The organism is Paenibacillus sp. PL91 (genome assembly GCF_012935325.2).
Taxonomy (GTDB): Bacteria; Bacillota; Bacilli; order Paenibacillales; family Paenibacillaceae; genus Pristimantibacillus.
In genome coordinates, this window is record NZ_JABBYG020000005.1 from 92,153 (window position 1) to 117,014 (window position 24,862).

At 46.9% G+C, this 24,862-nt stretch carries 22 protein-coding genes; 17 read left to right on the forward strand and 5 right to left on the reverse strand.

Annotated elements, in window-relative coordinates; genetic code table 11:
* Positions 1-13: 13 nt before the first annotated feature.
* From HI950_RS13770 to HI950_RS13850, 17 genes are all read left to right on the forward strand, one after another.
* Positions 14-988 (forward strand): GT-D fold domain-containing protein, encoded by a 975-nt coding sequence (locus tag HI950_RS13770; RefSeq protein WP_169085304.1) that lies wholly within the window; start codon positions 14-16, stop codon positions 986-988.
* 22 nt (positions 989-1,010) lie between these two features.
* Complete coding sequence (locus tag HI950_RS13775; protein ID WP_169085303.1) at positions 1,011-2,390, forward strand: glycosyltransferase family 2 protein; 1,380 nt, start codon at positions 1,011-1,013, stop codon at positions 2,388-2,390.
* Positions 2,391-2,395: 5 nt separating this feature from the next.
* The gene (locus tag HI950_RS13780) at positions 2,396-2,656 is read left to right on the forward strand and encodes a hypothetical protein (protein WP_169085301.1); all 261 of its coding nucleotides are present in this window, start codon (positions 2,396-2,398) and stop codon (positions 2,654-2,656) included.
* 21 nt (positions 2,657-2,677) lie between these two features.
* Positions 2,678-3,826, forward strand: a complete 1,149-nt coding sequence (locus HI950_RS36675) for a glycosyltransferase family protein (protein WP_169085299.1) — start codon at positions 2,678-2,680, stop codon at positions 3,824-3,826.
* 24 nt (positions 3,827-3,850) lie between these two features.
* A complete protein-coding gene (locus HI950_RS13790) occupies positions 3,851-4,981 on the forward strand; it encodes a DegT/DnrJ/EryC1/StrS family aminotransferase (protein WP_169085297.1) in 1,131 nt (376 codons plus the stop codon).
* A gap of 37 nt (positions 4,982-5,018) precedes the next feature.
* Positions 5,019-5,558 (forward strand): GNAT family N-acetyltransferase, encoded by a 540-nt coding sequence (locus tag HI950_RS13795; RefSeq protein ID WP_169085294.1) that lies wholly within the window; start codon positions 5,019-5,021, stop codon positions 5,556-5,558.
* A 32-nt stretch (positions 5,559-5,590) separates the two neighbouring features.
* Positions 5,591-7,945 carry a glycosyltransferase gene (locus tag HI950_RS13800; protein WP_169085292.1) on the forward strand — a complete coding sequence of 785 codons (2,355 nt, stop codon included), beginning with the start codon at positions 5,591-5,593 and terminating at the stop codon, positions 7,943-7,945.
* 38 nt (positions 7,946-7,983) lie between these two features.
* The gene (locus HI950_RS13805; RefSeq protein ID WP_169085290.1) at positions 7,984-9,186 is read left to right on the forward strand and encodes a glycosyltransferase family 2 protein; all 1,203 of its coding nucleotides are present in this window, start codon (positions 7,984-7,986) and stop codon (positions 9,184-9,186) included.
* Between the two features lie 123 nt (positions 9,187-9,309).
* On the forward strand, positions 9,310-10,068 hold the full coding sequence (locus HI950_RS13810; protein ID WP_169085288.1) for a glycosyltransferase family 2 protein: 759 nt from the start codon (positions 9,310-9,312) through the stop codon (positions 10,066-10,068).
* Between the two features lie 73 nt (positions 10,069-10,141).
* A complete protein-coding gene (locus HI950_RS13815; RefSeq protein WP_223285277.1) occupies positions 10,142-11,182 on the forward strand; it encodes a glycosyltransferase family 2 protein in 1,041 nt (346 codons plus the stop codon).
* On the forward strand, positions 11,175-11,903 hold the full coding sequence (locus tag HI950_RS13820; RefSeq protein WP_169085286.1) for a glycosyltransferase family 2 protein: 729 nt from the start codon (positions 11,175-11,177) through the stop codon (positions 11,901-11,903). Before HI950_RS13815 ends, HI950_RS13820 begins: the two co-directional genes overlap by 8 nt.
* Positions 11,904-12,055: 152 nt before the next feature.
* Complete coding sequence (locus tag HI950_RS13825) at positions 12,056-15,868, forward strand: phospholipid carrier-dependent glycosyltransferase (RefSeq protein ID WP_223285278.1); 3,813 nt, start codon at positions 12,056-12,058, stop codon at positions 15,866-15,868.
* 15 nt (positions 15,869-15,883) lie between these two features.
* Positions 15,884-16,885, forward strand: a complete 1,002-nt coding sequence (locus tag HI950_RS13830) for a glycosyltransferase family 2 protein (protein WP_169085285.1) — start codon at positions 15,884-15,886, stop codon at positions 16,883-16,885.
* Entirely contained in the window at positions 16,878-17,330 is a 453-nt protein-coding gene (locus HI950_RS13835) for a GtrA family protein (RefSeq protein WP_169085283.1), read from the forward strand. The genes HI950_RS13830 and HI950_RS13835 overlap by 8 nt, the downstream gene beginning before the upstream one ends.
* 15 nt (positions 17,331-17,345) lie before the next feature.
* The gene (locus tag HI950_RS13840; protein ID WP_191296851.1) at positions 17,346-18,002 is read left to right on the forward strand and encodes a sortase; all 657 of its coding nucleotides are present in this window, start codon (positions 17,346-17,348) and stop codon (positions 18,000-18,002) included.
* A gap of 124 nt (positions 18,003-18,126) precedes the next feature.
* Positions 18,127-18,351, forward strand: coding sequence for a helix-turn-helix domain-containing protein (locus tag HI950_RS13845; RefSeq protein WP_006040330.1), 225 nt, complete (start codon positions 18,127-18,129; stop codon positions 18,349-18,351).
* A gap of 240 nt (positions 18,352-18,591) precedes the next feature.
* On the forward strand, positions 18,592-19,902 hold the full coding sequence (locus HI950_RS13850; protein ID WP_169085279.1) for a GHKL domain-containing protein: 1,311 nt from the start codon (positions 18,592-18,594) through the stop codon (positions 19,900-19,902).
* A gap of 118 nt (positions 19,903-20,020) precedes the next feature.
* Here the strand turns inward: HI950_RS13850 and ptsP are convergent, their stop codons facing one another.
* The 5 genes from ptsP to HI950_RS13875 are packed head-to-tail and all read right to left on the reverse strand — an operon-like array spanning position 20,021 to position 24,627.
* Positions 20,021-21,751, reverse strand: coding sequence for a phosphoenolpyruvate--protein phosphotransferase (gene ptsP, locus HI950_RS13855; protein ID WP_169085517.1), 1,731 nt, complete (start codon positions 21,749-21,751; stop codon positions 20,021-20,023).
* Between the two features lie 3 nt (positions 21,752-21,754).
* Positions 21,755-22,030 carry an HPr family phosphocarrier protein gene (locus tag HI950_RS13860; protein WP_169085277.1) on the reverse strand — a complete coding sequence of 92 codons (276 nt, stop codon included), beginning with the start codon at positions 22,028-22,030 and terminating at the stop codon, positions 21,755-21,757.
* 29 nt (positions 22,031-22,059) lie between these two features.
* On the reverse strand, positions 22,060-23,511 hold the full coding sequence (gene nagE, locus HI950_RS13865) for an N-acetylglucosamine-specific PTS transporter subunit IIBC (RefSeq protein WP_169085275.1): 1,452 nt from the start codon (positions 23,509-23,511) through the stop codon (positions 22,060-22,062).
* Positions 23,512-23,553: 42 nt separating this feature from the next.
* Positions 23,554-24,054, reverse strand: a complete 501-nt coding sequence (locus HI950_RS13870) for a PTS sugar transporter subunit IIA (RefSeq protein ID WP_169085273.1) — start codon at positions 24,052-24,054, stop codon at positions 23,554-23,556.
* 12 nt (positions 24,055-24,066) lie between these two features.
* Complete coding sequence (locus HI950_RS13875; protein WP_169085271.1) at positions 24,067-24,627, reverse strand: CAT RNA binding domain-containing protein; 561 nt, start codon at positions 24,625-24,627, stop codon at positions 24,067-24,069.
* Between the last annotated feature and the right edge of the window lie 235 nt (positions 24,628-24,862).

A 24,862-nucleotide genomic window follows, 5' to 3' on the forward strand; every position in this document is an offset into this window, starting at 1 on the left:
TTGGAGGTGAATTATGCAGCAGCAAGCGCTAAAGCGTAAATCGAAGCGAGTACTGCAGCAGCTTAGACGCAGATTGAAAGGTAAACGAAAGCTAAGCAAAAAAGGAATCGTGAATGGACAGCATGCAAGCTTTAATACAGGATATAACTCCGGTTACAACGATGGCTATAACAAAGGATATGATCTTGCTTTTGATAAAGGGGTGTTTGAGGGCGGCGATGCTATCGTTGACCAGCAGCTACCGGCACATGTTATTTTACCGAGCGTACCGCTCTCTGCTATTATTGCAGCCGGCTTAGCGCATTTCGAGGAGCAAATGCTGCCGCTGCTCCCAGCCTCCGATGTCTATAGCCTTGCTCGTGACGCCTTGCTTGTTGGTAAACCGCTATCCATTGTGAGGCTTGGCGACGGCGAGCTGCTCACGATGGCGCAAGGGATGCAAAGTTTAGAGCAGATTCAAAAGGATGGAAGCTTCCTCCACTATGCAGGAATCGATGTGCCTGACTTCTCTGCGCGAGACATGCTGCTGCAAGCTATCCTCCAATCCTCTGTCGTAGGCATTCCAAAATCACGCTACCGCACCTTCTCTCCGCTTGCCATTTCCATTTTTGATCACTATGGCATCCCCTATCGAAATATGGCTCTCACTCAATCCACCATTAACTATTCTTTATATTTAGAAGGCTTCCTGCTCGATTTGCTTGGGGGAGTAAAGGTGCTCCTTGTTGGGAATGAAGCGCCGAACCTGCGCGAGAAATTAGCAGCCAAAGGCATTCATGTTGTGGATGCGATCGCACCCGTACAAGGCATTCATGATGTGCCTCGTGTTATGAATGAGATTCTGACGCGGGATTTCGATATTGCACTTGTATCGGCAGGGGTACCGGCTGTCATTCTCGTTCAGCGAATTGCAGCAGAGATGGGAAAGGTCGCAATCGATTTTGGTCATCTTGCGAATAAAATCAGCAACGGGGAAGCGCCTCTGTAGCCATTAAGAGAGGAGAAAAGCAATGAGAGCAGTCAAATTTAGACCTCGCAAGAAGGCCTCAAAGTCAAAAAACTCGCATCCAGCGTTTCATAGCGGATTAAAGGCTGGCTACGGGGATGGCTTTCAACGCGGCTACGAGCAAGGTTTAAATAGCGGGCTTCGTGACGGTATGGAAGGCAAACGACAGTTGTTTGATGGAACCAGCATCATTATACCCACTATGAATCAGAAACTGTTTCTGATTGAATGCATCGAAAGCATCCGGAAATATACGCATCAGCCGTATGAAATCATCGTGATAGATAACGGGTCGACAGACGGTACGGCTCCGTATCTGATGGCAGAGACGGATGGTGTGCGTTTCCGTTTAAATAAAAGCAATTTAGGCTTCGCAGGCGCTGTTAATCAAGGGATGCAAATGGCGAAGGGAACGAGTTTGCTGCTGCTGAACAATGATACGGTCGTTACGCCAAATTGGCTGAGCAATTTGCTTGCCTGCGCAAGCTCTGATCCTGAAATCGGCTTAGTTGGACCCGTCAGCAATTATATTAGCGGTGATCAATATATTCCAACAAACTATGATTCGGTTGAAGATATGCAGCAATTTGCACTTGGCTACAATCAACCGAATGCTGCTCGTTATCAGGTGGTTTCCCGAATTACTGGCTTTTGCCTGTTGATGCGCAGGGACGTTTTTGAGCGAATCGGATATTTTGACGAAGGCTTTGAGATCGGCAACTGCGAGGATGATGACTACGGACTGCGTGCTACTATGCTCGGATTCAAGCTTGTCATCGCGGGAGATACGTTTGTACACCATTATGGCAGTATGACGATGAAGCATTTAAAGGAAAGATTCGCGCCCGTCTATGAGAAGAATCAGGTGTATTACTATGACAAATGGGGTGATCCGGGCCGTGCGCTGCAAGAAGCAGCAAATAGCGAGGATTATCGTTTAAATGGAATGAATCGCTTCTATCCTAGCAGCATCGTCGTCAAAGGTGCAGATCCAACAGCCTACTGGGTCGAAAATGGTATCCGATATCCGATTATGACACCAATCTCCCTTCCTATAACGCAAGTGTCCTCACTGGATTTGAAGAGCTGGCAGCTCGGTCCTCCGTTAAGCGCAGAGGATGTGCAGCTTAAGCTAAATCAATTAAGCGATGAATGGCAAACAGAGCAGAAATTAGCGGATGGCATTATCGTTATTTCGCAAACTGGACTGTTATACCAGCTGCAGCAAGGCAAATTGCGATCCATCCTATCAAGTGCAGCCTTGCACGTATGGCATTTGCATCAAAGGGCTGCCATTCCGATCACTCATGAAACAGAAAGCCGCTATCCGCTTGGAAATCCGATTATCCCATGTCCGGCTATACGTACACTTTCCTGGAGGTGATCATAATGATTAGCAGAAAAAAACGCAAGATGACAAGAACGAGGAAGCATAAGGGTATAACCATTGTCAGAAAAAGACGACGCATAGCCAATACGCGTTTGAGAAAAAAGAAAACGAAGGTCGTTCACGCAAGGAGAGCTTATCGTTCTCCTGCTTACAACAGAGGCTATAACAAAGCCTTTGATCAGGCTTATAACGAAGGCTTTAACACAGGTTACGCGCAGGGCGTGGAGCAGGCTCAATTAATTAACAGCACCGAGCTTTAAGCGGAGGGGAGGACACGAAAAGTGAGGTTCAAGGCTCGCAGGGCAAAACCGATTGGTCATTCTGTGGCTTACCGCAACGGATTGCGAAATGGTCGAGTAGATGGACTTAATCGGGGGCTTCAAGACGGCATTATGGCCGGAAAACAGAACACATTATGGCCAATTGCCCTTATTATCGCGCAAGTAAAGTCATTTCCATCGCTTGAAATTATTTTGCTGCAGCCTTTTCGGTTAATGAAGCAGCTTGGCATTTATAACTTTCGGGTTGTGACAGAAGAAGAAGCAACGAGAGAGCATATCGCGGAGGCTGCAGTCGTTGTGTTCATCCGCAACGTTGAGCCAAGAGCGTATGCCGCGCTTGAAATGGCTCATGAAATGGGTAAACCAACCGTCTATGTCATCGATGATAATTTTCTTGAGATCCCTTCAGTCGGCGCGATCTCTGACTATTATAAAGATCCTATTCGTCGGGAAACTTTCATTCGTTTCCTTACTTTCTCAAAGCTCATACAGGTCATTTCACCTTACTTTGCCGATTATATAAGGCTTCATTTCAATCCTCATGTCGTTTGCTTCTCGGCAAGCGTCGACTTTAGATGGCTCGATGAATATGGGCCAAAGCCCGTTCGCAATGATGGCGTCATCGTATTCGGCTATGAGGGGACGGTTAAGGAGGAGGACTTCAAGCCAGTCGTCCCTGCGATCATAAGTATTTTGCAGGCGTATGGAGCAAGGGTAAGGATCGAGTTTATGGGATTTATTCCATCTGGACTGAAAGGCTTGCCGGGCGTTTCTTTTCTTCCTTATGACCATAATTATCGCCAATTCATGCAGTCACTGTATAGCACGACGTGGGACTTCGGCTTGGCGCCATTATCTAATTCCTTGTTCAACTTATGCAAAACGAACAATAAATTCCGAGAGTATGCAGGCTGTTTAATTCCTGGCATCTATACGAATACACCCGCTTACGCGGATTGCATCACCCATGAGGTAACGGGGCTTTTGGTCCCACAGACGACGGAAGGCTGGTATCTCGGCATGAAGCGGATGATCGATGATCAAGCACTGCGCAATTCGATTAGGGAACAAGCAGGAGCGTACAGCCGCAGTCAATTTTCGCTTGAGCAGTCGGTGGCGAATTGGCGCCAGCATATTTTGCATGTATAGCTCACATTGAGAGGAGAATGAATTTTGGATAAGCACATTCCTGTGTTACAACCAAGCATCGGTCAGGAAGAGATTGATGCTGTCGTAGAAGTCATGCGTTCCGGCTGGCTTGGACTCGGGCCCAAAACCGAGCAATTTGAGAAGGAATTTGCAGCCTATGCGGGAACCCGCTTTATGGTAGCGATGAATTCAGGGACCGCTGCGCTGCATCTCGCGTTGGAGGTGTTGAATATTGGCAAAGGCGACGAGGTTATCGTTCCGCCAATGACCTTTATCTCAACTGTGCATGCAGTAAGCTATGTAGGCGCTACGCCGGTATTTGCCGATGTCGAGCCCGATACGATGAATATTTCTGTTGAGGACATCGCGCGCAAAATAACGGATAAAACGAAGGCGATCATCGTCGTCCATTTGGCAGGACATCCGGTCGATTTGGATGCGATTCAAGCGTTGGCAGATTCAAAGGGCATTAAAGTGATAGAAGATGCAGCTCATGCTTGTGGCGCGGAGTACAAGGGGAAGAAGATCGGAGCTTCAGGCAACTTGACCTGTTTCAGCTATCACGCCGTCAAAAACCTGACCTGCGGCGAAGGCGGAGGCATTACATGCAATCAAGACTGGATTATTCGTAAGCTGAAGGAGCTGCGCTGGGTCGGCATATCGAAGGATACGTGGATGCGCTCCTCTGCGGAACGCGTTTATGCTTGGCAATATTTTGTCGATAAGGTTGGCTACAAATATCATATGAGCGATATGCAGGCTGCCATTGGCATCGTTCAGTTGAAAAAGCTCGATCAATTGAACGGCCGCCGCCGAGAGGTAGCGGAGTATTACAGTGAGCAGTTTAAGGATGTCGCATGGCTGGAACTGCCTAAGGAGAAAGCTTATGCCCGCAGCTCCTGGCATCTGTATCAAGTAAAGCTGCCAAACGAGGAATCCCGTGATCGGTTAATTGGGCATATGAAGGATCATAACATTGCACCGGGCGTCCATTATTACCCTTGCCATTTGCAGCCTAGCTACATTCATCTTAAGGCTGAGGTGCCTGTGTCGAATGAGGTGTGGAAACGGATTTTGACGCTGCCGATTCACCCTAACCTGACAGATGAGGATTTGGAGCGGATTGTTGCCTGCGTGAAGAGCTTTCAGCCTTAACAGGCAAGCCATTATACGAAGAAACGGAGGACAAAGCATGCTGGAGGGACAAAGAATCAATCTTCGCGCGCTTGAGGCGGAGGATTTGCCGCTTGTCGCTGAATGGCGCAATCAGCAGGAAATACGAAGAGCTTTCTTCAATAAGTCGCTGCTTGCCGCCTCGGGACAGCGCAAATGGTATGACCGGCTGCTCGATGACCGCAGCAAGCAATTTTTTGTAAGCACAGAGCGCGGTTCCGGTAAACCGGTCGGCATGATCAGCTTGGTGGATATCGATTACGTGAATCAGAAGGCTGAAATCGGAACAACCATTGTCGGCGACCGCTCCATGTGGGGAAAAGGAATCGCCTCTGAAATGATAGGCGTTGCACTGTGCTACGCGTTTGAGGATCTGGGATTAAATCGCGTATATGCTTACGCGATCGATACGAATATAGGCTCGATTCGCGCCAAAGAGAAAAGCGGCTTCCTGGTGGAAGGAACGCTTCGGGAGCATCATTACAGCAACGGAGCGTATCATGATGTTGTCGTTTTCGGAATTACACGAAAACAATGGACTGCGCTTAAGGCCACTTAGTGGCCTTTCTTTTTAAGGAAAGGATGAATGTATTGATTGCTGCACAAACCTTTTTGACGGATCAGAGGCTGTATCTTCCAAAGCATCGAAATGCCAGCCCTCAAATAAGCGTCATACTCCCTTTACCGAAAGGCTCCTGGTCCCACCATTTTGCCGCAACTATTCAAAGCATCCTTGACCAATCCATGAAGGATTTTGAGCTTATTATTGTTGGGGATGGCTGTGATCAAACCGTTATCAATGCACTGGTATATCTTCAAGCGAACGAGCCGCGCATTATTTATGCCCATCATGATACATGGAGCGAGCTGCCAGCACTGCGTATTAACGAAGGATTGCTGCTGGCCAAAGGCAAGTATATTGCTTATATGTTTACCGGAGTTGAGTGGGAACGCGATGCTCTATTGCATTTGTATAGAGAGATTGTTCATTGCACCTCTCCAACTGTTGTTTATGGGAGCAGCATGCTCCCCACCCAGCAAGTCTTCGGAGCACGTTACGCTTTCGGCTTGTTAATGAAAAACAATATTATCCCTAACCATGCCGTATTGCATCACGCTCAGATCGTTCATGAAATAGGTGGCTACGACTGTCATATTGCTGTCAGACAGTTCTGCGACTGGGATTTTTGGATGCGCTGCGCAAAACGATATTCCTTTGTTTACGTTGATCGGATCATTAGCAAAGTTAGATCGGTTAAAGCAGCAACTCAAGCAGCAACCGACCTTGATGTAAGCAGATTTATTTGCAGTATCAATCGTTCGGATCGGTTGCGGTTAAGTCATTTTCATCAATTCAGCGTGGATGATGTCCTTCTGCTATACCGCTATCTGGACAGTCCATTAGTTGATGTTATTAAAAACCGTTATATGTATCCGTGGCTTCTGTCGCATGCGGCAGGGAGGATTGAAGCTATTCCCCCTGTGCCACGCGAATCCATAAACCTATTGGTTGTTCTAGTCCATAAGGATGCATCTGCCGAAATTTGCTTTACTAACTTTCAAGAGGCATCTAATAACAGCATAATTCCTTTCTTTTATTACGAGGATCAAGTTACCTCCCTGGCGATTCAATCAGCTGATGTCATAATCTTGCTCAGACTTTCGAGCCAGCTGGCTATTGATTTGCAAAGTTCCGCGATTGCCTTGAATAAACCTGTGATTTATTTGCTGGATGATGATCTATTGGGGATGCATGAGCTGAAAGAATGGGTGAGTTGGGGACCCGGAAGCCCGATATATAACCGAATTAGTCACCTAATAAAGCATTCTGATGCCGTTGCAACGTATTCACCGTTAGTTCAAGAGGTCGTTCGTCCTATTAATCCCCGCGTCTGCCAATTGAACACGAACATATTAAGGAAGTATGTTGAAAGTAAGCTATCGGATGATCGGAAGCCGAACGATCCCGTTCGGATTGGCATTATTAACACAGGAAGCAGGGCGGAGGAGCTTCGATTTATATGGCCTGCGATTTTCAGGCTTTCGCATGAAAAAGGCAATTCCGTACATTTTGAGGTATGGGGAGAAATTCCTAATGGTTTGCCTAATCTTCTATCGCCTGTAACAATTAGAAGCAAGACCTTTAGCTACTATCAATATCTAGACAGTTTAACATCCATTCGAATGGATTTAATGCTTGTTCCTTTATTTGACAATATTCGTCTGCGAAACGGAAAAACGCCTATTAAATATTTGGAAGCGACTGCTGCGGGAGCGATAGGAATTTATTCGAATAATTTGTCATATGTTGCCGTTAACGATGGAGTCACTGGTGTTAAAATCAGGAATAATGAGGTGGACTGGTATAGGCTGATGAAAAAATGGGTGGAGACCCCCTATGTCGAGCGAAAAAAAATATGGTCTCTTGCGAAAGAACATATTTTAAATGAGTTTACGACAGAGTCTCAGCTTAATCACTTTTATTCGTTTTTGGAGCTTTCTAAGTTCCACGCTTCTGCGCGCGCGAAGCGTTTCCCTGATGGCAAACCTCGAATTGCCTATCTCCTAAACCCAGAGGATCAGCAATTTTATGATCATGCTATGATTGCAGAAAGGTACGGGATTGAGCTGGTCTGGAGGTTGCCGGAAACAAGCCACAAGGCTGACACGCCGCTGATCGCTGCCATTAAGCGCCGGGGCGAAGTTATGGAATATATACCGGATGTTCTTTTTCATCCTCTTTCTTCCTGCTCAAATCAAGGAACTTTGATAAAAGCGATAGCCGATTGGATCAAAGATCATCGAATCACTATCATTCATACCCCAGCTTTTAACATCCTCGTTGCGCAAGCCGCCCAAACAGCTGGAATTCCATACGCGGCATTTAAAATCAGCGGAAAGATTGATCCGGGAGAGCTATTTAAGCAGTATAACCGTTTTATATAGTTAGTTCATTTCTAGTATGTTTCTAAGGGGTGGAGATCATGCCGCAGCCAATCATTTCGGTCATTATGCCGACCTATTCCAGATTCGAAGGAGGTTATTTGGAGCGAACGATTAATAGTGTTAGAGGCCAAACTTACGTCAATTGGGAGCTGCTTATTGTAGACGATGGATCCATTGATGGAAGTGAGGGGCTTATTAAGAAATACTGTGCCATAGATCAGCGCATTAAGCATATCCGGTTGAACTTAAATATAGGTTTGCCAGCCCTGACGACGGCTTTGGGTTATTTAAAGGCAAGCGGTGATTATATCGCCTTTGCTTTTGATGATACGGTTTTATATCCCAACCATCTTATTACTCTGGTCCATACATTGCTTCGGCATCCCGAAGCCGGTTTTGCTTACGGGCAATGCAGCATGATTATGTCCAATCAAAGCAGACAAACATTAGGAATGGAATCCAGTCTGGAGCAGATGCTGAGCGGCAACAATAATATACCTAATGGGGCCGTTATGATTCCAAGGAGGATTATTGAGGATGTAGGCTGGTACGACCCACATGTTGTGCTGAAACGATTTTGCGACTGGGATTTATGGATTCGAATTCAGCGAAAGTATCCCGTCAAGTTTGTGCCGCAAATACTGGTAGATGAGTATGGTGTTGGTCTAAAAGATTCTTTAGGCAACTCTTCAAGCCTAAACAAGCCATTGGTATTGAAGTATGTAAAGCAAGAACGCGATGCCATGCTGCATCCAAAAAAGCTGTCTAATTATAATTCCTTCCGATTGGATTTCAGTGTACATGTAACCGATGAGGAGCGACAAGGCGTGTTTTATTTGCAGCTTGAGCATTATTTCAGAACCGCAAATATCAAGGAGCTTATTCAGTATGGGACAGATCATAAACAAGAAGCGATAGAAGATAAGACAAGATGGAACAAAATTTACGATCAAAACAAAAAGATAATTGATCCACGCCTTTTGTTGCTCCTATTTAGCTGCCAAAAATATATAGATAAAAGTAAGGATGATCTTTTGCAGGAGAGCTTGAAATGGAATGGAGTCGTCGCTGAAAAAACCGAATATATTGTAAAACAGCATGCCTATATCGAAGAGCAATGGAGCCTGCTGCATCAAAAGGATGCATATATTCAGCATCAATCGGCTATGATTCAACAAAAGGATGAGTATATTGCCGAGCAGCACCGCTTGATTCATCACCTGCAAAGCTTGCTCCAATAGACAGCGTTAAGCGTATATTCGCCTTATTCCTCTCCTATCTACCAAATGCCCTTACATTCTCTTTAATAGACGAATAAAATGCATGAGCAAGCAAAATCAAGAGATAACTGGAGCTGCATGCATATGAAGCAAAGCAAGATTTTCAATAGCCCTTCTCCTAGAGTATCTATCATTATTCCTGTTATGAATGAGAGAAGAACGTTGGCCCGCGTCATTCGCGAGGCTAATAGAGTCGATGCTCAATCGGAAGTTATTGTCGTCGTTAACGGATCTACCGACGGTTCTAAGCATATTGCGGCACGATCGGGAGCCCGGGTCATTAATTATGATCAGCCGCTAGGTCATGATGTGGGCCGGGCAATCGGTGCCATACAGGCGAGAGGGGATATTCTTCTGTTCTTAGACGCAGACATTATCATACCTGCGCATAAGTTGCGAACATTTATAAGAGCCGTTAGTCAGGGGGTCGATATTGCCCTTAACAGCTACTTGGGGCCGACTCTCAAGTCTGATGTTCATAGCGTTATCCTTGCTAAACATGCGCTGAATGCAATGGTGAAGAAGACTGAGCTGTTAGGAGCCTCCTTAACGACCATCCCTCATGCGATGAACAGAAAGGTGCTTGAGGTTATAGGAGCGGATTCCCTCGCTGTACCGCCTCTTGCGCATTTAAAGGCATTATTTTATGGACTAAACGTAAAGCCGGTTCAATTTATTAACGTTGGATCCAATCCGATAAAGAGGAAGCGAAGAGGCGGTCAGGATCCATTGAAGGACCTTATTGTCGGCGACCATTTAGAGGCGATTGGCTGGCTAACCGAGCATGCGAACGAAAGAGGGAATTTAACTGACTTTATGAGGCAAAGGGAGAACGTGAGGTGATAAGGTGATTAAGCAGGCTGGCAGAAAGAGATTGCGACCAAGGGTCAAACCTAGTAATAAGCTTAAAAGAAGATTGAAAAAACGAGGGAAGCTTCGCGCATCCGCACCGCGTATTCCGCGCGACGCTGGGAGAATGGCGAGGTGGGGAAGAGAGGCAGGCCAGAGGGACGCAGCTTCCAATCCGTTAATTGGACAGGGCGATTCAATCAAGCTAATCAATCGTTTGTGGGCTGCGCGAATGCGCACAAGAACTTGGAGTCCTATGGCATGGCCGCGATATCATGCAGCAGCGAAAGGTTATTTGCAAGGCATCTGTCAGAAGAATGGACTTCCCTATCTCAACAGAGTGCTTATGCCGACCGATAAATCCGTTGCCGTCATTATGACAGTCATGAATGAAGAGGATACGATCCCGATTCTGATGATGGAGCTGAACCGGCTTGTTATCGATGAGCTGATCATTGTCGTAAACGGATCGAAGGATCAGTCATTTACGAAAGCGCGAGAGCTCTCCAAAGCTACCATATTATACTATCCCGAGCCTTTAGGACACGATGTAGGAAGAAGCATAGGAGCAAAGGTGGCGAAATCCGACATTCTTGTGTTTATTGACGGCGATATTCCGCTCCAGGCGGAGCAGCTTATCCCATTTGTTTACGCGGTTGAAAAGGGAATGGATGTGGCGCTGAATAATGTAAACTCGTTTCTTCCGATATTCAGCAAGAGAGATGCCGTATCGCATGTGAAGGAATTTCTTAATCGCTCGCTAAGACGGCCTGATCTGAAGACGAATTCCTTAACAACGGTTCCTCACGCGCTTTCCAGACGGGCGGTTGATCGTATCGGCTATGACCATTTAGCGGTTCCGCCTAAAGCACATGCCCGAGCTATACTGGAGGAGCTGCGAGTGGGAGCGCCGTTTAGCGTAAATGTAATTGCAGCTAATCGACGCCGCGCTCATAACGCCAGCACCAATAATCCGGTAGCAGAAATGATTATCGGCGATCATGTCGAAGCATTGTCCCTCTCCATGTCATTAAAAACCAAGCGGCTGTCATTCCCGGACCCGTATCGAATGCGGAGCAGGCTGCAGGGGGGAAGAGGCAATGAGTAAGACCAGCATCATTATTCCCAATTATAATGGCAGCTCGGTTCTGAAGGAATGTATAGCCTCCATTCGCAGACATACTGCCTCGCCTTATGAAATTATCGTCGTTGATAATGGCTCAAGCGATGGATCTACGAAGCTTTGCATCGCCGAAAGGACGCGGTTTGTATCGCTGCCTCATAATACAGGTTTTCCGGCTGCATGCAATTGGGGACTTAGAATGGCTGCCGGCGACACATTAATGCTGCTGAATAATGATACGATCGTTACAGCAGGCTGGCTGGACAACATGCTTCGCTGCTTGAACAGCCAGGAGGATATCGGCATAGTAGGGCCTATGACCAACTATGCGAGCGGTCAACAGCAAATCATAGAGCCTTTTACCAATATTGAGGACATGGCACAGCGTATGAATAAGCCGGATTCGAGCAAATGGAAGGAAGTTAATCGGTTAATCGGCTTTTGCTTCTTATTTAAGCGGAAAATAGTTGACGAGGTCGGTATGCTGGATGAACGCTTTACACCGGGACATTTTGAGGATGATGACTATTGCTATCGAACGCGTCTAGCGGGCTATAAGCTGATGTTGGCAGGCGATATCTTTATCTATCATCATGGGAGCGCAAGCTTCCAAAAAGAGGGTATGGATCAAGTTCAGCAGCTGCTTGCTGTGAATCGTCAACAATTTATTGATAAGTGGGGAATAAGCCCGGATCAGTTTATGTGAGAGGACGCATCGATTTCGTAGAGGACAATGCCTTAGGCATGGTCCTTTTCTATTTATATTATGATTGACCCTTGATCTATAATCCTTTAAAGTGATAGTGTATTTTGCTATAATTATGCATCTTTAATTGATATGAGGTGGAAATCGGAACGATGATGAACCTGTTTAATCGCGCTACTATAACCATCCTTCTCCTAACTCTTCTATGGCCTGCCGCTATTGGCCATGCTGCGACTAATCTACTAAAAAACGCAAGCTTTGAACTTGTAACGGACGGAGCTCCCGCAGACTGGAATCATGACGCTTATTTAAAGGAAGAGCATATTACCACTTATTCGATCTCTAATTCTGAGGCGCATACAGGTACATATTCCGCTGTGCTAGAAAATAAGGAAGCCAATCATTCGCGGTGGACTCAGGTCATAAGTGTCAAACCTAAATCGATTTATAAGCTGTCAGGCTATGTATTGACAGAGCAAATTGGCCCGGACGCAACCGGAGCGCAATTTTTCGTTGAAGGCGTAGCGGTTACATACCCGGAAGTAAAGGATACGATTGGAAAATGGACTTATGTCCATTTCTACGCGAAGACAGGCAAGGATCAGAAGAGCATTACGTTTGCCGCGAGTCTTGGCGGCTATGGTAGCATCAATACAGGCAAAGCCTATTTCGATGATGTCAGCGTAGAGAAGGTATCGAAGGCTCCTGCCGGTTCGGAAGTATTCAGCTTGGTGCCTACGGAAACAAGCCAGGATACGCAAGCATCTGGTGCAGGCGCATCGATATTTCCTTTGATTTTGTTCGCGGCGTTGTTCAGCTTGTTTTTTGCGTTCGTTTACAGGAAGCTGCTTCGCGAACGAAGCTGGCTTGATGAGAAACCGCATCTGCATAACATTATTTTTGCATTTGTCCTTATTGGAGCGCTTGCCCTGCGACTTTGGATTGCCATTGCGAGCAAGGGCTATGCCAATGATATCGCCTTATTTATGGCTTGGGCCGACCATGCGGTAAAGCAAGGGCTCTCCGGCTTTTACCATACTGATATGTTTGTAGATTACCCTCCCGGTTATATTTATATTCTTTATGCGCTAGGCGTCGTCAAAAATATGCTGGCGCTGGACTCGGCATCTCAAGCAGCTATGCTGTTATTCAAATTGCCGGCGGTACTAGCAGATCTTGCGGCTGCTTACTTTATTTTTAAAGCGGCACACAAGAAAGCGGGCTACTCTGTAGCGCTTGCTCTCGCGCTGCTCTATGTGTTTAATCCGGCAGTGATTGTGGATTCAGCCGCATGGGGCCAAGTGGATTCCATATTTGCGCTTGCGCTAGTGTTGTCCATTTACGGCATAGCGGAAAATAAAATCGAACGCGCTTCCGTTTGGTTCGCCATTTCGGCGCTTATCAAGCCGCAAGCATTCATTTTTATGCCGGTGCTGCTTGTCTGGTTCGTTTATCGCAAAGCCTGGAGAAAAATCCCGGTTAGTGCCTTCTATGGCTTTACAACGTTTATTTTGTTAGCTTTGCCATTCTTTTGGGGCAATGGCGGGCTGTCAGGTCTTATCAATCTATATCGGGGAACGTTAGCCTCTTACCCTTATGCAACGCTAAACGCTTTTAACCTTTATGCGCTGAGCAATGATAACTGGAAGCCGATTACCGATGCGTGGCTGCTGTTTTCATTCCAAACCTGGGGCACGATCTTTATTTTGGCGGCAGTTGCGTTAGCGGTTTATTTCTCCTTCAAGAAGCAGGACGGCGATTCGTCGAAGCGCGCTTTTTTTGTCGGCATGGTGCTCATTGTCGTTGTATTTATGGGCGTAACCAAAATGCATGAGCGTTATCTGTTCCCTGTTCTCTTGCTTTCGATCTTTGCTTTTATACAATCGCTCGACCGAAGAATGCTGCTTGTCTATTTAGGCTTCAGCCTCACAAGCTTTATCAATATTGCATATGTGCTTGATTACAGCAAAACAACTACAAATGTACCGTTTAACGGCATCGTTTTATTGTGCTCGCTAGCAAATATTGGTCTCCTGCTTTACTTGCTTTATATCGGATATGATAAATATGTACGCGGCAGAGTGTTGCTGGTAAGTCCACTGTTGGAGGAAGAGCTGCGGCAGGCGGACGAAAAAGCGTTATCAGCCTACAAGACGGAAGCTGTTTCGAGAGTGAGCCAAGAAGCAAACCGGCTGGAGCGTAAAGACTGGGTTTGGATGGGAGCGATTACGCTCCTATACGCGATCGTTGCCCTTTACCAGCTAGGCGAGATGAAGGGTCCGACAACTGCATGGCAGCCCGCAGAGACAGGCCAAAGCTTAGTCGTTGATTTGGGCGGGGTGAAGCAGCTTGACCGGATCAACAGCTTTGGCGGCGTCGGAACAGGCAAATTCAAATACGAATTCAGTCAAAATGGGACGGATTGGGATAATGTAATGGAAATAGACAGCAGCCATGTCGCTGTCTTTACTTGGACAAGTCAGCCAGCAGCGCTGCAAGCGCGTTATATAAGGCTGACCTCCGTTCAAACCGGATTTTCCATGCACGAGATCGCGATCTATGAGCAAAGCAACAAAATACCTTTGTCGATCGTTGGTATTAATGATGAGCAAGCGATGAATGCAAAAAGAGGCAGCGTAGAGCAGCTGTTTGATGAGCAGCACCTTGCGAAGTTTGATGCGACCTTTATGAATGGATCGTATTTCGATGAAATTTATCATGCGCGCACAGCCTATGAGCATTTGGAGCATATCGTCGCGTATGAAAACACGCATCCGCCGCTTGGCAAAATCATCATTGCCTTTGGCATTAAGCTGTTTGGCCTAAATCCATTCGGCTGGCGAATAATGGGTACGCTGTTCGGTATCGCGATGCTGCCGTTAATGTATCTGTTCGCTAGAAGGCTGTTTAAAAGCAGCGTGTACGCCGGAATTGCCGCAGCATTGTTTGCTGCCGATTTTATGCACTTTACGCAAACGAGAATTTCGACAATCGACGTCTATGGCGTGTTTTTCATCATGCTGATGTTTTATTTCATGCACAAATATTATTCGTTAAGCTTTTATAAGGTCAAGCTTCGCGCGACGCTTCTGCCATTATTTCTAGCAGGGTTGTTCTTTGGCATCGGCGTTGCTTCCAAGTGGATCGTGCTCTATGGCGGCGCTGGCCTCGCGATCATGTTAGCCATTTCTTTATTTGAGCGCTACAAAGAGTATGCGGCTGCCAAGCGCGTGCTGCGAAAAGGCAGTAACCAAGCGGATTCCGCATTCAGCATAGACAAGCTGCAGCATATCGCAAACGTGTTTCCGCGCTATACGATTATGACGCTCGCAGTATGTCTCGTCTTCTATATCGTTATCCCTCTCGCGATCTACGCTTTGTCTTATATTCCGGTGCTAACCGTCATGGACGAAGGGTATACGCTGAAAAGTCTTATTGATTATCAGAAGCATATGTTTAGCTATCACAGCAATCTCGTTTCGACGCATCCATTCTCCTCCTCCTGGTGGGAGTGGCCATTCATGAAGCGGCCCGTATGGTACTATTCAGGCGATAACATGGCTGCTGGCATGAAGTCAACAATTGTAGCGATGGGCAATCCGCTCATTTGGTGGGCAGGTATTTTTGCGATGGCGGCGACGATCTGGCTCAGCATCAAACGGAGAGACCGTGCGATGTATACGATTTGGATCGCTTTCCTCGCGCAATACGTCCCATGGATGCTCGTTACGAGGCTTACGTTCCTGTATCATTATTTTGCAATGGTGCCGTTTATCATTTTGAGCTTGGTGTATATGTTTAAAGTAATCGAAGAGAAGCAGCCGAGCTTTAAACGGGTACGGATCGTTTTCTTGGCTGGAGCCATTTTATTATTTATTGTCTTTTATCCCGCTCTTTCCGGTATGACCGTGCCAAGCTGGTATGTAGAGCATGTGCTGCGCTGGTTTCCAAGTTGGTTATTTTAAGAAAGGGGCACACGGATGAACAAATCGGCTGTAAAATACAGCGTTATCGTTCCTATGTTTAACGAAGAAGAGGTTATCGAGCATACGTATGAACGGCTGAAGCTTGTGATGGATACCGCGGATGAGCCGTATGAGCTTATTTTCGTCAATGACGGCAGCAAAGACCGTACAGTTGAATTGGTGTCGATGATTGGCGACTTTGATCCAAATGTCCGTCTCATAAACTTCTCACGCAACTTCGGACATCAGATTGCGATTTCAGCAGGCATGGACTATGCGCAGGGAGATGCGATCGTCGTCATTGACGCGGATTTGCAGGATCCGCCTGAAGTTATTCTGGACATGATCGCAAAATGGAAGGAAGGCTATGAGGTCGTTTACGGCAAGCGGCTGAAGCGCAAGGGCGAGACCCTTTTCAAGAAGCTGACCGCGAAAATATTTTACCGGACGCTTCGCAGCTTGACCAACGTCGACATTCCCGTGGATACGGGAGATTTTCGGTTGATTGACCGCAAGGTATGCGACGTGCTGCGTAGTTTGAAGGAAAAAAACCGGTTCGTACGCGGGCTGGTCAGCTGGATCGGATTCCGGCAGACGATGGTCGAGTATGAGCGTGAGGAACGCTATGCGGGTGAAACCAAGTATCCGCTTAAAAAAATGATCGCTTTTGCGATTGACGGCATTACCTCGTTCTCCTACAAGCCGCTTAAGATTGCTACCTATATTGGATTTACCTTATCGTTTACGAGCTTTCTGTATTTGCTGGTCGTTATTTTCCAAAAGCTGTTCACGGGCAGCACTATCGCAGGCTGGGCTTCAATCGTAGCGGTCAATCTATTGTTCAACGGCATCATTCTTATGCTCCTTGGCATCATTGGCGAATATATCGGGCGGATCTATGACGAATCCAAAAATCGGCCGCTATATATTGTGCGTGAGGTCAAAGGCTATACGGATGAGGTAGAGCGCAGAACAAAGGAAACTGGGCAATCGGATCGGATGAAGGAGTATGTCTAACGAGGCACGGAAAAAGCTCATCATCCAATTTATAACCTTTAACATCGTTGGCTTGCTGAATACGGCTGTAGATTTCTTGGTGTACACGGCCTTGGTTTGGTTTGGCACTTATTATTTGCTCGCGCAGGTTATCGCCTATAGCGCTGGGATGATTAATAGCTTTGTGCTTAACAGCCGATATACGTTTAGTAAGGTTGGCCGCGCAGCGGGCGGGACGAAAAAGCTGAGCATGAGCATGAGCATGAGCGTAACCGTAAAATTTATCGTTTTGAATGGCATTTTATTAGGCATTACGCTGCTTCTCCTTGCTGCATTAACGCAGTGGTGGGAATTAAACGAGCTTGCTGCGAAGGTAATCGTAACGGCGGTTGCCGTTATGCTTAATTTTTACGGGAGTAAAAAATGGGTTTTCGCATCGAATGGAGCACAGGCCGAGAGCGGCTAGCGGAAGGTGGGGAAGATGAAAAAAATATGGTCATATTCTTTGGTCATCGTTGGCATTCTCATATTACTTTATCCAAAAGCAAATGAATGGAATGACAATCGGCAGCAAAATAAGTTGATGGAAGAATGGGAAGAAGCAAGCTACGACGTAATACCCCAGGAGCAGGCGCAGGAGCAGTATGAGCAGCTCACGGATCTGTTCAACGAGGAATTGACTGCAGCGACGGCCCAGCCAACAAGCACACCCACAGAGGCACCTACAGCGGCTCCGACCGTCCAGAAAATCGCATCTATCGCCACGCTCAAAATAGACAAAATAAAGCTTAAGCTGCCTGTCGTAGAGGGCGCAACCCAGAAAAACATGAAATCGGCCACAGCCCATCTGAAGGAAACTTCAGCAATAGGTGAAGTCGGCAATGCGGCTATCGCCGGTCATCGGATGCGTTCAAAGGGCAGGTTGTTTAATCGGCTTGGAGAGATAGAGGTCGGAGACAAAATTGTTGTGGAGACGAAGGAACAAACCTATACATATACCGTTTATAAAGTATCGATCGTGGAGCCAACCGACGTGTCCGTACTGAATTACAATAACAAAGATAAGCTGCTCACCTTAATCACCTGCGACCCTATCGTGAACCCCACTCACCGTTTAATCATTCATGCTAAAATGTAACGGCTGCAGAGCCCATTTTCACTGCGCAGCAGCACCAATGGTATCGCCCCTTCATAGTATAAGTTGACTGTATCCCTTAACCTTGTTAAACCATAAAAACCCGCGCAAGGAGGGGTGACAAACATTGAAGGGTAGCGACCATAAGAGCAAGTTTTTATTGACGCATCGTGAACGCGAGGTATTCGAGCTGTTGGTACAGGACAAGACAACAAGAGATATTGCACAGCAACTATTCATCAGCGAGAAGACCGTCCGCAACCATATTTCTAATGTCATGCAAAAGCTGAACGTAAAAGGTCGTTCACAAGCGGTTGTCGAGCTTATCAAGCTTGGTGAATTACAAATCTAACATAGCAACCTAATCGGACGGCATAGCGATATGCTGTCTTATTTTTTTGCCATGATGAGCTGGAAATCTTCTTATTCTGGTAAATAAGCCAAATTGGAGAAGGGAAATGTCGAATATCGTCGAATATCACTAGTACGATGATTTTTTGAAACGGCTGAACGCATACGGATAACGATGGAGGAAAGCCGGCAGGTACGCAATTAAGATCGAATACATATTTGCTGAAAAGGGATTAATGCAATGATACCAAATCTATTATCTACCAAAAAAAGATTGATTTTTTTTATCGTCATATCGATAACAGTTATGGGCTTGCTCACCGGGCTGAAGCTGTTTTTTTCTTACAAGACCACGAGCAAATCGGCTGAGAACGCGCTGGCCAAGCAATATACTGAAATCGCAATGGAAGCGGCAAATGGCTTGGATAAAGCTGTCTATAAAAAGTTTCTCTTAACCAAATCGGAGGATGAGCATCATCTGACAACGAAGCTTTATTTGGAGGAGTACCGCAAACGCATCAATGCCTTGTATGTGTATACTTTGCTACTGGATGAAAGTGAAGTGTCGAAGGTCATGGTGTCGGCCGGGCCGTCTGCTGCGAAGGATGTGCCGATTGGATTTCCATGTACGGTCCCTGCTGCCGAGGTGCGGCTTGCGAAGAGCGGGGTGAATTATTACACCGGCATTATTCATGATGAACTAACCGGATCCTACATTTCGATTGGGGCTCCTTTCTTTGACGAGAAGGGCGAAATGCTTGGTATTGTAGGCATTGATATCGCTGCTGAGGAGTTGGGTCATATCAGCAAGCATGTCATCAAGAGCAATTCGCATATATTCGGATTGGATGTCTTGTTCGCCTTGTTATTGTTAGCAGGTGTATATTTGCTGAACAGATGGTACAAGGCTCGTTGGAAGCAGGATTTGAAGGAATCGGAGAAGATGTACATATCCGAGCTCGGCAAAATAGTAGGTACCATAAAATCGAGCAGGCATGATTTGATGAATCATCTACAGGTGCTGAATGGCTTAATGGACATTCGAATGTATGATAAAGCGCATGATTATTTGAAACAGCTTACTACGGAGTCCAGAACGATGGATTTGTCTCTGCGAGTTAAAAATCCGTTCTTGATGGTACTGTTCCAAAGCAAGTGGGAGCTGGCTCATTCCAAAAATATAGACATCACCTTTGAAACGGACTTTATCGATTTTGATAAAATGGAGTCTATGGATTTGGTTAAGCTATTCTCAAATTTGCTGGATAATGCAATCGAGGCCGTAGAAGCGTCGTTCGGCGAGCTGCCGCAGGAAATTCGTGTCATTTGCAAAGCAGAAAAAGGGAAATATAAATTTGCCATCGAGAATGCTGCCTTGCTTACGGATAAAGAACTAAGCGGCCTTTTTCAGTATGGATTTACAACGAAGGGGGAGGGGCAGACCTTGCGAGGGAACGGCCTCTCTATCGTAAAGAGAACTGTCGAGAAATATAAGGGCAATATTGATTTTCGTTACGAGGAGGAAAAGCTCCTTATTCAAATTACGATATAATCATAACAGCCGCCTCAGCCGAAATGACTGCTTGAAAATAGGTATTAGAACGTCAAAAGAAGGGGCAGTTCAATAAGGTTTATAACCTTTTTGAACTGCCCCTTTATTATATTCATCCTTACTTCAGTTCTTGGACATGCTCCTCGACATAAGCCTTTACCTCTTCAGCCGAGCCTAGCTCAAGAACCGCTTGCGCGACCTGCTTCATCTCTTGCTGGGAAAGCTTGGCGAGCAAAGCCCGCGCCGGCAATATAGCGCTGGCGCTCATGCTGAATTCATCTAGGCCGAGGCCAAGCAAGATCGGCAGAGCATGCTTCTGCCCAGCCATTTCGCCGCACATGCCGACCCATTTGCCATTCGCATGAGCTGCCGAAATAACGCGCTCGATCAGTTGCAAGACGGCAGGATGGAGCGGATCGTTTAAGTAGCCTAGCTTTGGATTCATGCGATCGGCTGCCATCGTATATTGAACCAAATCGTTTGTGCCGATGCTGAAGAAATCAACTTCCTTCGCGAATTTGTCGGCGAGGATAGCTGCAGCTGGAATTTCAATCATGATGCCGACCTCGATGCTTGGATTGAATGATATGCCAGCTTCGCGCAGCTCCCCCTTAACTTCCTCCAGCAGGGACTTCGCTTGACGCCATTCGTTAAGCGCTGCAATCATAGGGAACATGATTTTCAAATTGCCAAAGGCGCTCGCACGCAAGATCGCCCGAAGCTGCGTCTTGAACATTTCCGGCCGATCCAAGCAGATGCGGATCGCACGGAAGCCAAGGAAGGGGTTGTCCTCCTTCGGAAGCTTCATATAGGGTATTTCCTTATCGCCGCCAATATCGGAGGTCCGGATGACGATTGGCGATTTGCTGCCAATCGCTTCGGCTGCTTTGCGGTAAGCTTCAAATTGTGTTTCTTCGGAAGGCAGCTCGGGTGCATCCATATAAAGAAACTCGGTGCGGAACAATCCGATGCCTTCAGCGCCAGCTTTAGCAGCCTGCTCGGCATCTTTTACTGAGCCGATATTGGCGACCAGCTCCACCTGTACGCCGTCGCGGCTTACGGAAGGCTGGTTCAAATAGGTTTGATAATATTGCGCATGTTCATGCTGCTCCTGCTGCAATTGCGAATATCGAGCAAGCGAAGCTTCATCGGGTTCGATAATGACTTTTCCATTCGTGCCATCAATAATGACCGTTTGGCCGTCCTTTACTGCATTTTCTAATGAGCCGCCGATCCCAACGATCGCCGGAATGCCGATTGATCTTGCAATAATGGCGGAATGAGATGTTCGTCCGCCTGCTTGCGTCGCAAAGGCTACAACCTTGCTTGGATCAAGCTGCGCGGTGTCCGAAGGGGTCAAATCCTCGGCAAACAATATGATTTTACCTGTCACATCATTTAATGGCTCGGAGGAAATGCCTTGCAAGTGATTTATCACACGACGGCTTACATCACGTATATCGGCTGCACGTTCCTTCAGATAAGGATCGTCCAAAGCGCTGATCATTTCGGCAATTTCCTCGGAGGTCGTGAAAAAGGCGTATTCGGCATTTATCCGCTCTTCCCGAACACGCTCCTTCGAGCGATCAACAAGCTCCTCGTCTTCAAGCAGCATAAGATGCGCTTCAAATATTTCGGCTTCAGGCTCCTTCTGCTGAGCGACGAGCTTGCCATGGATCACTTCAAGCTCAACGCGGGTTGCCGCGATTGCAGCATCGAAGCGGCCGGTCTCTTCATCCAGTTGACTGTCAGCGAGTTGTCTCTTTACGATGTGTACTGCCTTTGCCGATAATACCTTTGCCACGCCAATGGCATAACCGGGCGATGCGGCAATCCCTTGAAGAAGCATCATTTATTGCCCCTTTTCCGAATGCTGCTCGACAGAAATTAATATCGCTCCAATAGCAGAAATAACGTCCTCCGCATGCTCGCCCTCAGCAGTTACCGTAATGCTGTCTCCTTGCCTTGCTCCGACTGAAATGACATGAACGAGGCTTTTTGCATTAAAGCTTTTGCCATCCTTCTCAAGCGTAACGGCGCCTGCGAATGTTTTTGCGGCCTCGACGATTTTACGTGCCGGTCTTGCGTGAATGCCGAATGGGTTTTGGATCGTAAAGCTATTTTTCATCGGTTTTTCCACTCCTATTAGCTGTATAGTTACAGTATTTTTTTAATTTCATCTTTGAGCTGTTCGGATTGCGTGCCGAATATAACCTGTACGGCGCCTTTGCCTAAACGAATAACGCCAGCTGCACCCATCCCTTTAAGCTGTGAATCGTTGACCACAGTCTCGTCCTTCACAACTAAGCGCAGCCTTGTGATGCAAGCGTCCAAACCTACAATGTTGGAAGAACCGCCAAGCGCATGCAGCACGTTGGCTGCTTTGCTGCCGCCATCGGCGGGAGATGCTGCACTTGCCGCTTTCTTCTCTTCAGCAGATTCGTCCTCGCGGCCAGGAGTCTTGATGTTGAATTTAATGATCATGAAGCGGAATAACAAATAATATATGACCGCAAACGCAAGACCGACCGGAATGATCAGCAGCGGATTTGTTGCGAGCGGATAGTTGACCGCGTAATCGATAAATCCGGCAGAGAAGCCAAAGCCGTGCTTTACGTCGAGCTGATAAAGAATGAAGCCTGACAAACCGGTTAACAGAGCATGAATGACAAACAGAAACGGCGCTGCGAACATAAAGGCAAACTCGAGCGGCTCTGTGATCCCGGTCAGGAAGGAGGCGAAGGCGGTCCCGATAAATATGGAGGCGACCATCTTTCGTTTCTCCTTGCGTGCCGTATGAATGATGGCAAGCGCACCGGCTGGCAGCGCGAACATCATGATCGGGAAGAAGCCGGTCATGAACAAGCCAGCCGTTTTGTCCCCTGCGAAGAAACGGGTCAAATCGCCATGCACAACTTTGCCTGCGGCATCCGTATAATCGCCAATTTGGAACCAAGCGATCGAATTGATGACATGGTGCAGGCCGGTTGGAATAAGCAGTCTGTTAGCCGTAAGGAAAACAAAGGAGCCAATTCCGCCAAAGTCAACGATCCAGCGGCCGAATGAATCCAGCGCATTTTGCACAGGACCCCATACGAGGCCAAGCAAGAGGGCAACGATTACCATTACAAGCGAGGTAATAATCGGTACAAATCGTTTGCCGCTGAAGAAGCCAAGCCAATCCGGCAGCTTTATCGTATGGAACCGTTTGTATAAATAAGCAGATATAAGACCTGCAATGATCCCGCCTAGAACGCCCATGTTCAGGACAACATCTTTTCCCACGATGCCCGTGAAGACGAGAGGGACTTTCAATTGAACCGTGATAAGCACCTGATAAGCGATGACGGCTGCCAGCGCGGCAACGGCATCGCCGGCAAGGCCGATTGCAACGCCGACTGCGAAGATCAGCGGCAGGTGATCGAAGATGGCGGAGCCGCCAGCAGCAAGAAACGGCGCGATGTACTGATTAATGAATTGTCCTGCGCTTCCCATATGGAAGTCCTTCACATAATCGATATTGCCGAAACGGAGCAGGATGGAAGCCGCGGGAAGCGCGGCAACTGGCAGCATTAGTGCTTTACCTATTTTTTGTAGAAAGGCCAGCATGTGCGATCGTCCTCTTTTCTCTTAGAAGTTGTGGGCTTTGGTCTAGCTGTTCATTTCTGCACGAAGCAGAATCTCTTTCCCGGCAGTGACATTGCCGCTAGTGACCATATGCTGGAGATGCTTCACATCATCCTCATTGGCGATGACGATAGGCGTGACCGAGGAATAGCCGGCCGCCGCGATTTTGTCCCGGTCAAAGGTTATAAGCGTATCACCCGCTTGGAAGGTGTCGCCTGAGCTTACTCGCGCTTGGAAGCCGTCGCCGTTTAACGCGACAGTATTGATTCCGATATGAATAAGAAGCTGTAAGCCAGATGCATGCTCAATGATGATGGCATGATTCGTATGGATGAGATGGGATACGGTACCATCGAATGGTGCGATGATTTCACCCTCAGCTGGCTCAATCGCGAGCCCATCGCCCATATGCTTGCCTGCGAAGGCTTCATCGGGCACCTCCGTTAACGGCACAACCTTTCCTGTTAAAGGGGCCAAAATCTCAATCGTTTTTTGTTTTGATTTTCCAAATAGTTTGGATAGCATGTTCAAGTCCTCCTATTGTTGGTCTGTTTGCTTAATAAGTTGCCCAACGGGCACGTTGTGAATGCCGGAATGGATATGAAACGATAGAAATCCGATCTCATCCTCAGGGACCTCAATTTCGAATTGCGTGCTGATCCATTCGGCTAATCGAGCAGCGATTTCATATTCCATGGGAAAGTTCTTTTTTGTCTCGTTTAGAAATGGATTTACAATATCCATGCCGTTACGAAGCCGATAAACGGCAAATTGGATGTGGCTCGGCAAGGCGAAATATAGCTTTGGATTCACATCAACGCCTGTATTCTGTTTGATATGATCCGCAATCCGCTCCGTCACCTCGATGATTCCTGGATCAATCTCCTCCAGATAGGAGTGGTATTGCTTCATCTGCTCGGTATCGTCTAAGCGAAATCGCTTCTCAATGCGGGGATCTGTACTAGCAATGGTTTGGCCGGCTTTGAGCGAGAAGCCAAGTCCTTTGCCGAAAATGACGTATTCTCTCTCGGTTTGCAGATCGGCCGTCAATAGTACATTGTTGCCGATTGCACGTTCTACCCGAAATGCGCGAGCCATGCTTGAAATCCCTCCTTTTGTTAGTAAGATGCCCAATTGGCAAAAAAAAAGAGCCAAGAAAAGAAAACCGCTCTAATTCAAAATTAGATGGTAGTCTCTTCTTGGCTCATGCCTCATAGGTTGAGTAACACGCCAATTGGTTATGGATGATCGTGAAATCAAACAAATGACCTTTGCGATCATTCCCTTGAATATTAACATCATATTAATTTAAAGCGCTTTCGTCAAGGGGCTG

Coding starts and splice junctions, on each gene's coding strand:
- HI950_RS13795 (WP_169085294.1), top strand. CDS start 5,019: ATGCTGGAGGGACAAAGAATCAATCTTCGCGCGCTTGAGGCGGAGGAT.
- HI950_RS13825 (WP_223285278.1), top strand. CDS start 12,056: ATGATGAACCTGTTTAATCGCGCTACTATAACCATCCTTCTCCTAACT.
- HI950_RS13775 (WP_169085303.1), top strand. CDS start 1,011: ATGAGAGCAGTCAAATTTAGACCTCGCAAGAAGGCCTCAAAGTCAAAA.
- HI950_RS13875 (WP_169085271.1), bottom strand. CDS start 24,627: ATGGCTCGCGCATTTCGGGTAGAACGTGCAATCGGCAACAATGTACTA.
- HI950_RS13860 (WP_169085277.1), bottom strand. CDS start 22,030: ATGAAAAATAGCTTTACGATCCAAAACCCATTCGGCATTCACGCAAGA.
- HI950_RS13810 (WP_169085288.1), top strand. CDS start 9,310: ATGAAGCAAAGCAAGATTTTCAATAGCCCTTCTCCTAGAGTATCTATC.
- ptsP (WP_169085517.1), bottom strand. CDS start 21,751: ATGCTTCTTCAAGGGATTGCCGCATCGCCCGGTTATGCCATTGGCGTG.
- nagE (WP_169085275.1), bottom strand. CDS start 23,511: ATGCTGGCCTTTCTACAAAAAATAGGTAAAGCACTAATGCTGCCAGTT.
- HI950_RS13780 (WP_169085301.1), top strand. CDS start 2,396: ATGATTAGCAGAAAAAAACGCAAGATGACAAGAACGAGGAAGCATAAG.
- HI950_RS13850 (WP_169085279.1), top strand. CDS start 18,592: ATGATACCAAATCTATTATCTACCAAAAAAAGATTGATTTTTTTTATC.
- HI950_RS13820 (WP_169085286.1), top strand. CDS start 11,175: ATGAGTAAGACCAGCATCATTATTCCCAATTATAATGGCAGCTCGGTT.
- HI950_RS13870 (WP_169085273.1), bottom strand. CDS start 24,054: ATGCTATCCAAACTATTTGGAAAATCAAAACAAAAAACGATTGAGATT.
- HI950_RS13770 (WP_169085304.1), top strand. CDS start 14: ATGCAGCAGCAAGCGCTAAAGCGTAAATCGAAGCGAGTACTGCAGCAG.
- HI950_RS13840 (WP_191296851.1), top strand. CDS start 17,346: ATGAAAAAAATATGGTCATATTCTTTGGTCATCGTTGGCATTCTCATA.
- HI950_RS13835 (WP_169085283.1), top strand. CDS start 16,878: ATGTCTAACGAGGCACGGAAAAAGCTCATCATCCAATTTATAACCTTT.
- HI950_RS13805 (WP_169085290.1), top strand. CDS start 7,984: ATGCCGCAGCCAATCATTTCGGTCATTATGCCGACCTATTCCAGATTC.
- HI950_RS13830 (WP_169085285.1), top strand. CDS start 15,884: ATGAACAAATCGGCTGTAAAATACAGCGTTATCGTTCCTATGTTTAAC.